The organism is Alphaproteobacteria bacterium, from assembly GCA_019635875.1.
Lineage (GTDB): Bacteria > Pseudomonadota > Alphaproteobacteria > Reyranellales > Reyranellaceae > JAFAZJ01.
On the sequence record JAHBYP010000008.1, the window covers coordinates 180,992 to 194,722 of the forward strand.

Here is a 13,731-nt window from a genome sequence, read left to right on the forward strand (position 1 = left end):
TGTCGGCCGCCAGGAGGTAGTCGCGCAACACCGCGCTGGAAATCAGCGTCTGCGCAGCCATAGTCTGCGAAAATGCAGGACTGGGATGATCTGCGCTATGCGCTGGCGATCGCACGCACCGGCACCCTTTCAGGCGCCGCCCGCCGGCTGCGCGTGCACGAGACCACCGTCGCGCGTCGGCTGGCGGCGGTCGAGGCCAGGCTGGGCACGCGGCTGTTCGAGCGGATCGGCGGCGGGCTGCGGCCGACCTCGGCCGGCGCCATCGCCATCGCCCGCGCCGGGCGCATCGAACGCGACGTGGTGGCGGCGCAGGCGGCGATCAGCGGGGCAGATACCGAAGTGGCCGGGATCGTCCGCCTCACTGCGGTGCCGATCCTCGCCAACCGCGTGCTGGTGCCGACCGTCGCGAGCCTGCACCGGGCTCATCCCCGGCTGCGGCTGGAACTGATCGCCGAGCCACGCGACGTCAGCCTGACCGGCCGCGATGCCGATATCGCCCTGCGCCTGGCCCGCCCGCGCGGTCACAGCGCGGTCAGGACCCGCCGCGTCGGCCGCCTCGACTACGCGGCCTATGCCGCGCGCGATTTTCCGCCCGAGTGGCTGCCGTGGATCGGCTACGAGGACGCCATGGGCGGGCTGCCGCAGGCGAAATGGCTGTCGGCGGCGATGCGGCGGTCGAGACGGCGATCGCCGCTGGCGATCAACGACGCCGAAGGGCTGCTGCAGGCCGTCTGCGCCGGTCTCGGCAAGTCGCTGCTGCCCTGCGCCATCGCCGATCGCGAGCCGCGACTGCGGCGGATCGGCAAGACGCCCGTGCTGTCGCGCGAATTGTGGCTCCTGGTGCACGCCGACATGCGGCCCCTGGCCAGGATCGCCGCCGTCATCGAGTGGGCGGAACGGACCCTGCGGGCCGCCGGCATCAGCGTCCGGTGAAGTTCGGCGCGCGCTTCTCCACGTAGTGCGCGACGCCTTCCTTGAAGTCGTCGGTGGCGAAGCTCAGCTCCATCTCGTGGTTGGCCTCCACCGTGGCCTCGGCCAGGGTCTGGAACTGCGCCTCCCAGATCTGGCGCTTCATCACCGCCAGCGAGCGCGGCGAGACGGTCTCGGCCAGCAGCCTGGCATAGGTCTTCGTCTCCTTCATGAGATCGGCGTCGGCGATCACGCGGTTGACCATGCCCAGCGACAGGGCCTCGGGCGCGCGGAACTTGCGCGCCGAGAGCAGCAGGTCCATGGCCGCAGGCAGGCCGACGAAATGCGGCAGCAGCCACGACACGCCGTGCTCGGCGATCAGGCCGCGGGCGGCGAAGGCGGTGGTGAAGACCGCGTTCTCGGCGGCATAGCGCATGTCGCAGTAGAGCGAGATGATCAGCCCCAGCCCGGCACAGGGGCCGTTGATCGCCGCGATGATCGGCTTGGGAATCGAGGGGAAATAGGAATAGTTCATGCGGAAATCGGCGGCGCCGCTGCCGCCGGGCGGGATGTCCAGGGCCTTGGTCGAACGGTCGGCGACCGCGCCCGAGGCGCCGATCGCCTGCAGCCCGCCCATGTCGGCGCCGGCACAGAAGCCGCGGCCCGCCCCGGTCAGGATGATCACCCGCACCTGCGGGTCGGCGCCAGCCTCGTGCATCGCCTGCTTCAGCTCATTGTGCATCTTGCCGGTCCAGGCGTTGAGCCGGTCCGGGCGGTTGAGCGTGATGGTGCGGACGCGATCGGCGGTCTCGACGAGAATCTGCTCGTAGGCCATGGGCGTTCCCTCTGGTATGGGCGCGTTGCGCTGATGTCTGTTGATTCGCGGCGCCGTCCATTGTGAGGTGGGCCAAAGCGGCGGACAAGCCGCGCCGACCGCCATACGGGACGCCGTGACAGATCTGGATCTCGATGCGCCGCCTGGGCGCCCGAACGCCGCCCCAATCCGCCCCCATGGATGCTATCGATGGCATGAGCCGGTTTCGTTTGCGCGACCGGCCCCGGCCGCATTACGCGCAAGATTCTGAGGAGAGGGAGGCAAGCATGGCGAAGCGAACCGTCGAGAGCCCGCAGGCGATGAAGGCGCTGGTCGGCCAGGAGCTGGGTGTCAGCGACTGGCTGGAGATCACCCAGGAGCGCGTCAACACGTTCGCCGACGCCACCGGCGACCACCAGTGGATCCATGTCGACGTCGAGCGCTGCAAGAAGGACATGCCGGATGGCAAGCCAATTGCACACGGCTACCTGACCCTGTCGCTGATTCCCTGGTTCAGCCACAACGTCCTGCAGGTCAACAACGTGCGCAACGGCATCAACTACGGCTCGAACAAGGTGCGCTTCACCAACCCGGTGCAGGTCGGCGCGCGGGTGCGCGGACGGCAGAAGCTGGTCGCCGCCGACGACATGCCCAACAACGGCGTGCGCATGACCTACGAGTGGACCATCGAGATCGAGGGCAAGGAGCGCCCGGCCTGCGTCGCGGAGACCATGGGCATCGCCTACGCCAAGACATGAGCGAACCCGCTCCGCCGTCGAAGGACAAGCCCACAATCTGGGGCAATACCGGCCAGCCGCTGGTACGCGAGGAACTGACGGCGGAGCGCATCGAGCAGCTGGCCGAGGAAGCGCGCAAGCTCGGCTTCGACTACTTCCTGCCGCGCGAGGACCGCGACCAGCGGCTCACCGACTGCCTGGCCGGCTGGACCGAGGGCACCGATGCCTGGGTCTTCGGCTACGGCTCACTGATGTGGAACCCGGCGTTCGACTATGTCGAGCGCCGGCCGGCGCGGCTCGAGGGCTGGCGCCGCTCCTTCTGCTTCTGGACGCCGCTGGGCCGCGGCACGCCGGAGCGGCCCGGCCTGATGCTGGGCGTGGAGAAAGGCGGCGCCTGCGACGGTATCGCCTATCGCATCACCGCCTCGCAGGTCGAGACCGAGATCTCGATCCTGTTCAACCGCGAGATGCTGAGCGGCATCTATGATGCGGTGTGGGTCGACTGCACCGACCAGGAGGGCGGCCGGATCCGCGCGCTGACCTTCGTGATCAATCCGCAGCATCCGCAGTACTGCGGCGGCATGGCGGTGACCCGGAAGGCCGAGAGCATGGCATTCGCCGAGGGCCGCCGCGGCACTTGCCGCTCCTACCTGTTCGAATGCGCCGACCAGCTGCGCGCCATCGGCGTCACCGACCCCTATATCGAGTCGCTGGAGGGTGAAGTGCTGCGCCTGCGCGGCGGCCAGCGATGAAGGCGCTTAAGGCCTGGTGGGCGGCACAGCCCGGCAATCTGCGCGGCATCATCCTGGTCGGCATCTCCGGCGTGCTGTTCTCGGCGCTCAACGTCGCCACCTACTATCCGGCGCAGGAGCTCAACTCCTACATGATGGCGTTCTGCCGCTATCTGTTCGGCGCCGTCTTCCTGCTGCACGTCTTCTGGCGCCATGGTCTGTTCAAGCCCTTCCACACCAAGCGTCTGGGTGTGCATGCCATCCGCGGGGCCTTCCACAGCGCCGGCATGCAGCTGTGGTTCGTCGCCTTGCCGCTGATCACGCTGGCCGACCTCACGGCGCTGGGCTTCACCGGCCCGATCTTCGTCACCATCGGCGCCGCCCTGTTCCTCGGCGAGGACGTGCGCCTGCGGCGCTGGGCGGCGGTCGCCGTGGGCTTCATCGGCGCCATGATCATCATCCGGCCGGGCTTCGAGGTGATCAGCATCGGCGCGATCTGCGCGCTGGCATCGACGCCGCTGTTCTCGGCCTCGAACCTGATGGCCAAGGCGCTGGCGCGCACCGATCGCGCCGACACCATCGTGATCTACCAGTCGGTCTTCATCGTGCTCTGCGCCGCGCCCTTCGCGATCTGGCACTGGCAGCCGCTCAGCTGGACACATGTCGGCTGGTTCCTGCTCGCCGGCTTCTTCGGCACATCGGGTCACCTGATCATGCAGCGCGGCTACCAGGTGGCGGAGATTTCCGCCCTGCAGCCGATCGGCTTCCTGTCGCTGATCTGGAACACGCTGTTCGGCTTCCTGCTGTTCACGCAGCAGCCCGGCGTCTGGACCTTTGTCGGCGCCGCCGTGATCTTCGCCAGCGCGCTCTACATCTCGCACCGCGAGGCCATTCGCCGCGCCCAGGTGCGCAGCGCCGACGCAAGGCCGCCGGCGGCGCCGTGACGCCGGCTGGCGCCGTGGCATTCGGCGCCGTTCGGGCCGCGTCGCTCCAGCGACGCATCATGAGCGCCGCTGGAGCGGCGCGGCCCGAACGCAGGTCCGCATGGCAGGGTTCCGCGGTCGCCAGTAGTGCGGGGCGAACGCCCGACTATAGTCCGGCCCCGTGCTTCAGGGTCTGCCAGCCGCGCTGCGCGGCATGCTGTGGATGGCCGCCAGCGGTGCGCTGTTCGCGGCGCTCAACACCATCATGAAGTGGCTGGCGCACGACCTCGACCCGTGGGTGGTCGGCTTCCTGCGCTATTTCTTCGGCTTCGTGGTGCTGCTGCCGGTGGCGATACGTCTGGGCATGGGCCGCATGCGCACCCGCGCGCCCGGCCTGCAGGTGCTGCGCGGATTGTTCCATGTCGGCGGCCTGCTGCTGTGGTTCCTCGCTTTGCCGCTGGTCAGCATGGCCGAGATGACGGCACTGGGCTTCACCGGCCCGATCTTCATGTGCCTGGGCGCCGTGCTGGTGCTGGGCGAGAAGATGAGCGCGGTGCGCTGGGCGGCGGTGCTCGTCGGCTTCATCGGCACGCTGATCGTCGTCCATCCCTGGACGGCGCCCGGCTTCAGCGGCGTGACCTGGGGCAATGGGCTCCTGCTGCTCGCCGCGCCGACCTTCGCCGCCTCCTTCATCGTCGCCAAGCTGCTGACGCGCCACGACTCGCCCGAGGCCATCGTGATCTGGCAGCACGGCCTGGTGGCGCTCTTCGCGCTGCCCTTCGCGCTGTGGGACTGGACCACGCCGTCGGCCTGGCAGTGGGGCTGGTTCGTGCTGTGTGGCCTGCTCGGCGCCGCGGGCCATTACTGTGTGACACAGGCCCTGCGCATCGCCGATATCTCGGCCACCCAGCCGATCCGCTTCCTTGACCTGCTGTGGGCCTCGCTCGGCGGCTTCATCGCCTTCGCCGCGGTGCCCGAGAGCTGGACTGTCGCCGGCGGCGTGGTGATCTTCGCCGCCACGCTGTGGCTGGCGCGGCACGAGGCGCGCATCGCCCGCGCCGCCAGGGCCAGAGCCATGGCGGCGGCGCAGCCGGCGCCGGCGCAATAACGTGCCGGCGGTCGATCGCCTGCCCGACCTGCTCGAGCGGCTGGTGCCCTCGCGCGCCGCGCGTGCCTTCTCGTTCGCCATCCTCGCCGGCATCTTCTTCCAGGCGCTCAACGCCACGGTGCGCCACCTGACGCAGGAGCTGCCGCCGCTCGAGGTGTCGTGGGGCCGCTGGATCGCCGGCCTGCTGTTCACCGCGCCCTTCCTGATCCGCGGCGGGCTCTCCTCGATGCGCACCACGCAGCTGCCGCGCCACCTGCTGCGCGGTGTGTTCCACACCGCGGGCTATGGCCTGTGGTACTGGGCGATCGCGGCGATCCCGCTGGCCCAGGCGGCGGCGCTGGGCTTCACCGGGCCGATCTTCGTCACCCTGGGCGCCGCGCTGTTCCTCGGCGAGCGCGTCCACTGGCGGCGCTGGCTGGCGGTGCTGCTGGGCTTCGCCGGCGTGCTGCTGATCGTGCAGCCGTGGGACGCCGGCCTCAATCCCTTCGCGCTGATCATGCTGGCCGCGGTGCCGTTGACCGCCGCCTCCAACCTGGTCGCCAAGGTGATCTCCGCGCACGAGAAGCCGGAGGTCATCGTCTTCTGGCAGAGCGCGCTGGCCGTGGTGTTCTTCGCGCCGCTGGGGCTGTGGGACTTCCGCATGCCCACGCCCGAGCAGCTCGGCTGGATCGCGGTGGCCGGCATCACCGGCACCATGGGCTATTTCCTGATGACCTGGGCCTTCCGGCTGGCCGACATCTCCTCGGTGCAGACCGTGGGCTTCCTCGGGATCGTCTGGGCCACCCTGTTCGACCTCGCGGTGTTCGGCCATACCGCCGATCTGTGGACCTTCGCCGGCGCCGCGGTGATCGTCGCCGCCACCAGCTATATCGCACACCGGGAAAGCGTCGCCGCGCGTACTGGCGCGGCCCGCCCCGGTGCCGTTTAATCGCCGTCCCACGGATCACCGGAGCGGCCAGCCATGTCGCGCAACGCCACCATCGCCGTCGTCATCGGCGCCATCGTCGTCGCCGTGCTCGGCGGCTGGCTGGCCGTGCGCCTGCTGGGCGGCGTTTCCGAGGCCGAGTACGCGCGGAACTTCACCAAGGGCTGCGAGGATTCGGCGCGTCAGGCGCTGGTGAAGGACGGCAAGCCGGCGCAGGAGGCACAGGCCACGGCCCAGGCCTATTGCGCCTGTGCCCTGGGAATCGTCGCGCCGATGTCGGTGGCCGACAAGCGCGAGCTCGAGAAAGGCGGCGGGCCGCGCGCGCAGCAGATCGCCGCCGAAGTGCGGACGAAGTGCCTGAAGTGATCTGGGGGAACGGGACATGGCAGGACGTCTGGACGGCAAGGTGGCGCTGATCACCGGTGGCGCATCGGGGCTGGGCGAATGCGGCGCGGAGCTGATGGCGCGCGAGGGCGCCAGGGTGATGATCGCCGACATCGCCGAGGAGCGCGGCCGCGCCGTGGCGGCGAGGATCGGCGCGGCGGCCGACTTCGTGCGGCTCGACGTCACCAGCGAAGATCAGTGGAAGGCGGCAATCACCGCCACGGTAGCGAAGTTCGGCGCGCTGCACGTGCTGCTGAACTCCGCCGGCATCGGGCTCAGCAAGACGGTCGAGGACATCGAGCTCGAGGAATGGCGCAAGGTGCACGCCATCGACCTCGACGGCGTCTTCCTCGGCTGCAAGCACGGCGTGAAGGAGATCAGGAAGCATACCGCCACCCTGGGCGGCTCGATCATCAACATCTCCTCGATCTCGGGCATCATCGCCGGCGCCAACATGGCGGCCTACAATTCGGCCAAGGCGGGCGTGCGCCTGCTCAGCAAGTCGGTGGCGCTGCACTGCGCCAAGTCCGGCTACAACATCCGCTGCAACTCGGTGCATCCGACCTTCATCGACACGCCGATCCTCGACAAGTACCGCGACCGCTTCGGCAACGAGGTGATGCAGCAGAAGCTCGGCCGCCAGGTGCCGATCGGCCGTCTCGGCAAGCCCGAGGAAGTCGGCTGGGCGCTGGTCTTCCTCGCGTCCGACGAATCCGCGTTCATGACCGGCTCCGAGGTCGTGATCGACGGCGGCATCAGCGCCATGTGATCTCGGGAGGGAACAACCATGTTGCTCAACATCGACAACCGCCGCATCTATTACGACCTGACGGGTGACGCGGGCGCCGCGACCATCACCATCACCCATTCGCTGTCGTCGGACGGCGGCATGTGGGCGGAGCAGATGCCGGCGCTGCTGGCGGCCGGCTTCCGCGTGCTGCGGCTGGACATGCGCGGCCATGGCGGCAGCGATCCGGTTGCCGGCGACTACACCATGGCGATCCTCGCCGAGGACGTGATCAAGGCGCTCGACGCGCTGAGCATCGCCAGGACGCACTACATGGGCCTGTCGATCGGCGGCATGATCGGCCAGGCGCTGCTGCTCGACCACGGTTCGCGACTGTATTCGGCGATCCTCTGCGACACGCAGCCCAGCACGCCGCCGGGCTCGGCGGCGTCGTGGGACGAGCGCAAGGCGGCGGTGCGCGCCAATAACGGCCTTTCGACCCTGGCCGACGCCACCATGGACCGCTGGTTCACGCCCGCATTCAAGGATGCCAATCCGGCGCGCTACGGGCAGATCCACGCCACCATCGCCGGCACCACGGCCCAGGGCTTCCTCGGCTGTGCTTCGGCGATCCAGAACTTCAATTTCGAGGACAGGCTGCATACCGTCACAACGCCGACGCTGGTGATCTGCGGCGACGAGGATCCCGGCACGCCGCCCGACCGCAACCAGCTGATCGCCGGCAAGATCCCCGGCGGCCGCTATGTCGGCATCGCCAACGCGCGCCACCTGCCCAACGTCGAACGGCCCGAGCCTTTCAACAAGGCGATGATGTCGTTCCTCTGGGCGCAGCGCTGAGTCGTGCCTTCCCCCCTCTCCCCGCCTGCGGGGAGAGGGCCGGGGTGAGGGGCTGTCGCAAGTGACGCACGCTCCACCTCGCGCAACCTGAGCCAACCCCTCCCACCCCGACCCTCTCCCCGCGCGCGGGGAGAGGGAGTGAAGAGCCGGAGAGAGTTCCATGGATTTCGCCTTCACCGACGACCAGCTCGCGATCCGCGACAGCGTCGAGAAGCTGTGCGCGCGCTTCGACGACGCCTACTGGCTGAAGAAGGACAAGGAAGGCGGCTTCCCGAGCGACTTCTACGCCGCGATGGCCGACTCCGGCTGGCTCGGCATCGCCATGCCCGAGGAGTATGGCGGCGCCGGGCTGGGCATCACCGAGGCGGCGCTGCTGATGCAGACCGTATCAGGCTCGGGCGCCGGCTTCAGCGGCGCCTCGGCGATCCATCTCAACATCTTCGGGCCCAACCCGATCGTGGTGTTCGGCACCAGGGAGCAGAAGCAGCGCATACTGCCCGACATCATCCAGGGCAGGGTCAAGGGCTGCTTCGCCGTGACCGAGCCCAATGCCGGGCTCAACACCACGGCGCTGGAAACCAAGGCCGAGCGCGACGGCAACCAGTACGTCGTGCACGGCAAGAAGGTGTGGACCACGACGGCGCAGATCGCCGACAAGATGCTGCTGATCGCCCGCACCACGCCGCGCGAGCAGTGTCGCAAGGCGACCGACGGCCTGTCGCTGTTCTACACCGACTTCGATCGGTCGAAGATCGAGGTGCGCGAGATCGACAAGATGGGCCGCAAGGCGATCGACACCAACCAGATCTTCATCGACGGGCTGAAGGTGCCGCTCGAGGACCGCATCGGCGAGGAAGGCAAGGGCTTCCACTATCTGCTGCACGGGCTGAACCCGGAGCGCGTACTGATCGCCGCCGAGGCAGTGGGGCTGGGTCGGCTGGCGCTGCAGAAGGCCACGCAATACGCCAAGGAGCGCGTCGTCTTCGGCCGGCCGATCGGCAAGAACCAGGCGATCCAGCATCCCCTGGCCAGGAACTGGATGGAGCTCGAGGCCGCCGACCTGCTGACCTTCAAGGCCGCCTCGCTCTACGACAGCGGCAAGGAGTGCGGTGCGGAGGCCAATGCGGCAAAGTACATGGCGGCCGAGGCGGCGTTCCACGCCTGCGAGCGCGCGGTGCTGACCCATGGCGGCTACGGCTACGCCAAGGAGTTCCACGTCGAGCGCTACATGCGCGAGATCATGATCGCGCGCATCGCGCCGGTCAGCGCCGAGCTGATCCTGTGCTACATCGCCGAACGCGCGCTGGGGCTGCCGAAATCGTACTAACCTGTCATCCCGAGCGCAGCGAGGGATCCAGGGCGGCCGTAGATCCCTCGCTGCGCTCGGGATGACAGGGCGGCGCCGAATTCGGGCTCGTCGCTCTAGAGTCACCTGGATCCTTCGCTGCGCTCGGGATGACAGTAGCATCAGATGATGTTGTGCTCGACGATCGGGCGGTTGGCGGCGATGCGCTCGAAGCCGAAAGGCGTGAGGTCGAGGCTGACAAAGCGGCCGTGCGCGATCAGCTCGGCCACCGCGCGGCCGGTCGCCGGCGATTGCTGGATGCCGTGACCGCTGAAGCCGGTGGCGAAGATCAGGTTCGAGATCGTCGGATGTGGCCCGACGATGCCGTTATGGTCGAAGGTGTTGTACTCATAGTAGCCGGCCCAGGCGCTCACCACCTTCACCGACTCGAAAGCCGGCACGCGAGCCGCCAAGGGCGACCAGATCAGCTCGTCCCACTCGCTGTGGTCGACCTCCAGCGGCAGTTCATGGACGTCGTTCTGCGGCAACGGCGGCGCGCCCGCCAGCCAGTAGCGGCCCTCCGGACGGAACCAGATGCCCGAGGCATCGATGGTCAGCGGCGCGCCCTCGAAGCGCTCGCGGCAGTCGAAAACAAAGACGCAGCGCCGCCGCGCCTCGACCGGCAGGCTTGCGCCGGCCATCGCCGCCACCGATGCCGACCATGGACCACCGGCATTGACCACGACACCGGCGGCGATCGACTCGCCGGAGCGCAGCCGCAGGCTCGTCACGCGGCTCCCGGCGAGCTCCATGCCGACGACCTCGTCGTGCAGGTAGACCGTACCCTGCGATCGCGCCTTGCGGCGGAACGCCTGCATCAGCGCCGGTCCGTCGAACCAGCCTTCGTTGGCCGTGCCGAGCGAGGCCAGCGCGATGCCATCCAGATCCATCCACGGATAGCGCGCCACGACCTCATCGGGCTCGAGCAGCGCCACGTCGCAGCCTTCGGCGCACTGGATGGCATGGTTGTCGCGCAGCACCGGCACGCCGGCGGGCGTGGCGAGGAACAGGTAGCCGGGCTCGCGCAGGCCGAGCTCGACCGGCGGCTCGCCCTCGACGCCCAGATGCGCATTCACGTCGCGCAGGAAGCCGATCCCGAAGCGCGACAGCGCGATATTGAGCGGCGTGGAGAATTGCTGGCGGATCGAGCTGGCGCTGAGCGCCGACGATGCGCGGGCGTAGGCCGGATCGCGCTCGATCACGACGACACGCCCCTTCCATCCGCGATCGCGCGTCAGCCAATAGGCGATCGAGCTGCCGACGGCGCCGCCGCCGACGATCGCCACGTCGCACGAGCCGCTCATGACAGGACGCGCGGCAACCACAGGGCGATATCGGGGAACAGGGCGATCGTCATGGTGAACAGCACCATGATGATCAGGTAGGGCATCGTGACGCGCGCGATGTAGCCCAGCCCGTCCTGGGTGAGGCCCTGGATCACGAACAGGTTGAAGCCCACCGGCGGCGTGATCTGCGACATCTCGACCACCAGCACGAGGAAGACGCCGAACCAGATCTCGTCGAAGCCGGCGGCCTTAACGATCGGCAGCACGATCGGCAGGGTCATGACGATCATGCTGAAGCCGTCGAGAAAGCAGCCCAGCACGATGTAGAACAACGTCAACGCGAGGATCAGCAGGAGGGGCGCAAGGCCGAGGCTGCTGACGAAGCCGGCGATGGCCGCGGGAATGCCGAGGAAGGCCGCGGCGTTGCCGAGGATCGAGGCGCCCAGCACGATCATCGCGATCATGCTGCAGGTCAGCACCGAGCCGAGCGCCACGTCGCGCAGCGTGCGCAGGGTGAGCCCGCCCTGGGCGCGCGCGACGAAGATCGCGCCCAGCACGCCCACCGCGGCGGCCTGCGAGGGCGTCGCCAGGCCGCCATACATCGAGCCCAGCACGCAGAGGATCAGAAAGATCGCCGGCGCCAGGTCGCGCAGCGCGGCGAAACGCTGCGGCCATGGCATCGAGCGCATCGCGTGCTCCGACGCCGGCACCAGCGACGGCTTGATCGTGGTGTGCAGCATGACCCAGGCCATGAAGCACGCCGCCAGCAGCACGCCGGGGATGAAGCCGGCGGTGAACAGCTTCAGAACCGAGACGTCGCCCAGCACGCCGTAGATGATCATGATGTTCGACGGCGGGATCAGGAAGCCCAGCGTGCCGGCGCCGGCCAGGCTGCCGACGGCGATGTCCCTGGAGTAGCCGCGTCGCGTCAGCTCGTCGAGCGAGATGCGGCCCACGACCTGCGTCGTCGCCGCCGAGGAGCCGGAGATCGCGGCGAAGATCGAGCAGCCCACGACGTTGACGTGCACCAGCCGCCCGGGCAGCAGGGCGGCCCAGGGCGCGAGGCCGCCGAACAGCTTGCGCGAGAGCTGGGTGCGGAACAGCAGCTCGCCCATGACGATGAACAGCGGCAGCGCCAGCAGTTCCTGTGTGGTCAGGATGTTCCAGGCGTATTGCGGCAGCAGGCGCTCGAGCGGGATGTCGCGGAACACGTAGAGCAGGACGACGCCGGTCAGGCCGAGCGTCAGGCCGATCCAGATGCCGCCGGCGAGCGCGCTGAACAGCACGGCGAACATCGTCGAGACGGCGGAGAACATCGTCTACTCCGACGCCGAGGTGAGGCGCAGCCGCGGGTCCTCGAGCTGCAGGCCGCAGACCGCCTGCAGGAAGCGGGTGACGAACTGCAGGGCGAGCAGCGCGATGCCGAAGGTGATCAGCGCCTGCGGTACCCACACCGGCGTGTCGCTGCTGATCGACGTCGCGCCGCGCATGTAGGAGCCCCAGGTGAACAGCATCATCGAATAGGCGAGGAAGCCCGACATCACCAGGCCGGCGAGCGCGGCGACGATCTCGAGCAGACGTCGCCGCCCCGGCGAAAGCCGCGCCAGCAGCAGGGTGACGCGGATATGGCCGCCGGCGCGCAGGGTCATGGCCGCGCCGAAGGTGAAGCTCGCGGCCATCAGGTAGGAGCTGTACTCCCAGGCGTTGGGCACGCTGGCCGGCAGCTCCGCCGGCAGCCAGTCGAGACCCTTGGCGCGCAGCCAGTAGACGCTGTTGGCGACGCCGCTGACGACCACCTCGCAGATCATCAGCGTCGTCAGCGCCAGCAGGCAGCCGCCGGCGATCCAGCCGTCGAGCCGGCAGAGCCGGTCGACGGCGTCGAGCACCGGGCGCAGGAACGCGGGCGCGCCCTCGTTGAGGCTCGACGCGCGAGCCCCCGCCATTTCCGTCACCGGCCGGGACCTTGCCGGATCAGGCGCGCTTGACCTCGGCGAGATAGGCCTTGATCGGCTTCTCCGAGGCGCCGACACGCTTCATGTAGGCCTCGAGCAGGCTTGCCGTGCGCTTGCGCAGGTCGGCCATCATGGCGGCCGACGGCACGACCATCTCCATGCCGCCCTCGGTCAGCCGCTTGGAGCTGTCGGTGTCGGCCTTCTGGCTGGTCGCCCAGAACTGCGGTTCCATCTTGGCCGCCAGCTCGACGATGGCCTTCTGGTGCGCGGCCGACAGCTTCTTCCACGAGTCGTTGTTGACCGTGACGATCTGCGAGGACCACTGGTGATTGGTCTGGTGGAAGAACTTCAGGAACTCCCAGAACTTGCCGTCGACGCCCGACACCGACGAGGTCGAGACGCCCGCGACCGCGCCGGACGCGAGCGCCGGGATGGTCTCGCCCCAGGGGATCAGCGCCGGCGCCATGCCGATCGCCGCCGTCAGGTCCTGCGAGTTCTTGTCCGGCACGCGGATCTTGATGCCCTTCAGCGCGTCGACGGTCTCCGCCTTGACCTTCAGGTGCAGGTACTGCGTCGGCCACGGCACCATGTAGAGGATCTTCTGGTTGTTGCGTGCCGCGACCTTCTCGTACTCCGGCCGCAGGTGCTTGTGCAGCACCTTGAGCTCGTCGGCGCTGCCGACCAGGAACGGCACGCCCTCGGTGCCGAGCAGCGGCTCGTCGCCGACCTGCTGGACGTTGAGCACGTCGGCCATCGGCACCAGGCCGTCGCGCACCGCGCGCAGATGCTCCGGTCCCTTGAAGCCGAGCTGCCCGCCGGCCTTGACCGTGATGTCGAGCGCGCCGCCGGTGGCGGTCTTCACCGCCTCGGCGAACAGCTTGCAGTTCTGGGTGTGGAAATTGCCGTCCGGCCACACCGTCGACAGATCCCATTTCAGGGTCGACTGGGCGCGCGCCGCCCAGGGCGCCGCCAGGGTCACCGCCGCTGCGCCCGCACCGATCCGGAATACCTGCCTGCGTGAAGTGGTCATCG

General features: G+C 68.8%; 15 protein-coding genes. 10 read left to right on the forward strand and 5 right to left on the reverse strand.

The features are described from left to right. Window positions 1-72 precede the first annotated feature (72 nt). On the forward strand, window positions 73-933 hold the full coding sequence (locus KF889_24845; protein ID MBX3502686.1) for a LysR family transcriptional regulator: 861 nt from the start codon (window positions 73-75) through the stop codon (window positions 931-933). Here KF889_24845 and KF889_24850 read toward each other — a convergent pair. Then, window positions 920-1,744, reverse strand: a complete 825-nt coding sequence (locus KF889_24850; protein ID MBX3502687.1) for an enoyl-CoA hydratase — start codon at window positions 1,742-1,744, stop codon at window positions 920-922. The genes KF889_24845 and KF889_24850 overlap by 14 nt on opposite strands. Before the next feature lie 299 nt (window positions 1,745-2,043). Between KF889_24850 and KF889_24855 the strand changes: the two genes are divergently transcribed. The 9 genes from KF889_24855 to KF889_24895 all read left to right on the forward strand — a co-directional run bounded on the left by KF889_24855 (window position 2,044) and on the right by KF889_24895 (window position 9,443). After that, on the forward strand, window positions 2,044-2,481 hold the full coding sequence (locus tag KF889_24855) for a MaoC family dehydratase (GenBank protein ID MBX3502688.1): 438 nt from the start codon (window positions 2,044-2,046) through the stop codon (window positions 2,479-2,481). Then, on the forward strand, window positions 2,478-3,212 hold the full coding sequence (locus KF889_24860) for a gamma-glutamylcyclotransferase (GenBank protein ID MBX3502689.1): 735 nt from the start codon (window positions 2,478-2,480) through the stop codon (window positions 3,210-3,212). The genes KF889_24855 and KF889_24860 overlap by 4 nt, the downstream gene beginning before the upstream one ends. Then, window positions 3,209-4,135: a DMT family transporter gene (locus tag KF889_24865; GenBank protein ID MBX3502690.1), complete on the forward strand. Its 927-nt coding sequence runs from the start codon at window positions 3,209-3,211 to the stop codon at window positions 4,133-4,135. The genes KF889_24860 and KF889_24865 overlap by 4 nt, the downstream gene beginning before the upstream one ends. 202 nt (window positions 4,136-4,337) lie before the next feature. Further along, a complete protein-coding gene (locus tag KF889_24870; protein ID MBX3502691.1) occupies window positions 4,338-5,222 on the forward strand; it encodes a DMT family transporter in 885 nt (294 codons plus the stop codon). 1 nt (window position 5,223) lies between these two features. After that, entirely contained in the window at window positions 5,224-6,150 is a 927-nt protein-coding gene (locus tag KF889_24875) for an EamA family transporter (protein ID MBX3502692.1), read from the forward strand. Between the two features lie 33 nt (window positions 6,151-6,183). Next, a complete protein-coding gene (locus tag KF889_24880; GenBank protein ID MBX3502693.1) occupies window positions 6,184-6,513 on the forward strand; it encodes a hypothetical protein in 330 nt (109 codons plus the stop codon). A 16-nt stretch (window positions 6,514-6,529) separates the two neighbouring features. Next, window positions 6,530-7,300 carry a glucose 1-dehydrogenase gene (locus KF889_24885; protein ID MBX3502694.1) on the forward strand — a complete coding sequence of 257 codons (771 nt, stop codon included), beginning with the start codon at window positions 6,530-6,532 and terminating at the stop codon, window positions 7,298-7,300. Between the two features lie 18 nt (window positions 7,301-7,318). Next, window positions 7,319-8,116, forward strand: a complete 798-nt coding sequence (locus KF889_24890) for an alpha/beta fold hydrolase (protein ID MBX3502695.1) — start codon at window positions 7,319-7,321, stop codon at window positions 8,114-8,116. 160 nt (window positions 8,117-8,276) lie between these two features. After that, window positions 8,277-9,443, forward strand: coding sequence for an acyl-CoA/acyl-ACP dehydrogenase (locus tag KF889_24895; protein ID MBX3502696.1), 1,167 nt, complete (start codon window positions 8,277-8,279; stop codon window positions 9,441-9,443). 140 nt (window positions 9,444-9,583) lie between these two features. Here the strand turns inward: KF889_24895 and KF889_24900 are convergent, their stop codons facing one another. From KF889_24900 to KF889_24915, 4 genes are read right to left on the reverse strand one after another with little or no spacing between them, the layout of a single operon-like run. Further along, window positions 9,584-10,765 carry an FAD-binding oxidoreductase gene (locus KF889_24900; GenBank protein MBX3502697.1) on the reverse strand — a complete coding sequence of 394 codons (1,182 nt, stop codon included), beginning with the start codon at window positions 10,763-10,765 and terminating at the stop codon, window positions 9,584-9,586. Beyond that, a complete protein-coding gene (locus KF889_24905) occupies window positions 10,762-12,063 on the reverse strand; it encodes a TRAP transporter large permease subunit (GenBank protein MBX3502698.1) in 1,302 nt (433 codons plus the stop codon). The genes KF889_24900 and KF889_24905 overlap by 4 nt, the downstream gene beginning before the upstream one ends. Before the next feature lie 3 nt (window positions 12,064-12,066). After that, the gene (locus KF889_24910; GenBank protein ID MBX3502699.1) at window positions 12,067-12,690 is read right to left on the reverse strand and encodes a TRAP transporter small permease; all 624 of its coding nucleotides are present in this window, start codon (window positions 12,688-12,690) and stop codon (window positions 12,067-12,069) included. A 28-nt stretch (window positions 12,691-12,718) separates the two neighbouring features. Beyond that, window positions 12,719-13,729 carry a TRAP transporter substrate-binding protein gene (locus KF889_24915; GenBank protein MBX3502700.1) on the reverse strand — a complete coding sequence of 337 codons (1,011 nt, stop codon included), beginning with the start codon at window positions 13,727-13,729 and terminating at the stop codon, window positions 12,719-12,721. Window positions 13,730-13,731 lie beyond the last annotated feature (2 nt).

What these genes read in the sequence shown, in the direction of transcription:
- KF889_24890 (MBX3502695.1), top strand. Translation starts at nt 7,319, where the DNA reads ATGTTGCTCAACATCGACAACCGCCGCATCTATTACGACCTGACGGGT.
- KF889_24905 (MBX3502698.1), bottom strand. Translation starts at nt 12,063, where the DNA reads ATGTTCTCCGCCGTCTCGACGATGTTCGCCGTGCTGTTCAGCGCGCTC.
- KF889_24880 (MBX3502693.1), top strand. Translation starts at nt 6,184, where the DNA reads ATGTCGCGCAACGCCACCATCGCCGTCGTCATCGGCGCCATCGTCGTC.
- KF889_24860 (MBX3502689.1), top strand. Translation starts at nt 2,478, where the DNA reads ATGAGCGAACCCGCTCCGCCGTCGAAGGACAAGCCCACAATCTGGGGC.
- KF889_24895 (MBX3502696.1), top strand. Translation starts at nt 8,277, where the DNA reads ATGGATTTCGCCTTCACCGACGACCAGCTCGCGATCCGCGACAGCGTC.
- KF889_24915 (MBX3502700.1), bottom strand. Translation starts at nt 13,729, where the DNA reads ATGACCACTTCACGCAGGCAGGTATTCCGGATCGGTGCGGGCGCAGCG.
- KF889_24870 (MBX3502691.1), top strand. Translation starts at nt 4,338, where the DNA reads ATGGCCGCCAGCGGTGCGCTGTTCGCGGCGCTCAACACCATCATGAAG.
- KF889_24850 (MBX3502687.1), bottom strand. Translation starts at nt 1,744, where the DNA reads ATGGCCTACGAGCAGATTCTCGTCGAGACCGCCGATCGCGTCCGCACC.
- KF889_24885 (MBX3502694.1), top strand. Translation starts at nt 6,530, where the DNA reads ATGGCAGGACGTCTGGACGGCAAGGTGGCGCTGATCACCGGTGGCGCA.
- KF889_24900 (MBX3502697.1), bottom strand. Translation starts at nt 10,765, where the DNA reads ATGAGCGGCTCGTGCGACGTGGCGATCGTCGGCGGCGGCGCCGTCGGC.
- KF889_24865 (MBX3502690.1), top strand. Translation starts at nt 3,209, where the DNA reads ATGAAGGCGCTTAAGGCCTGGTGGGCGGCACAGCCCGGCAATCTGCGC.
- KF889_24845 (MBX3502686.1), top strand. Translation starts at nt 73, where the DNA reads ATGCAGGACTGGGATGATCTGCGCTATGCGCTGGCGATCGCACGCACC.
- KF889_24910 (MBX3502699.1), bottom strand. Translation starts at nt 12,690, where the DNA reads ATGGCGGGGGCTCGCGCGTCGAGCCTCAACGAGGGCGCGCCCGCGTTC.
- KF889_24855 (MBX3502688.1), top strand. Translation starts at nt 2,044, where the DNA reads ATGAAGGCGCTGGTCGGCCAGGAGCTGGGTGTCAGCGACTGGCTGGAG.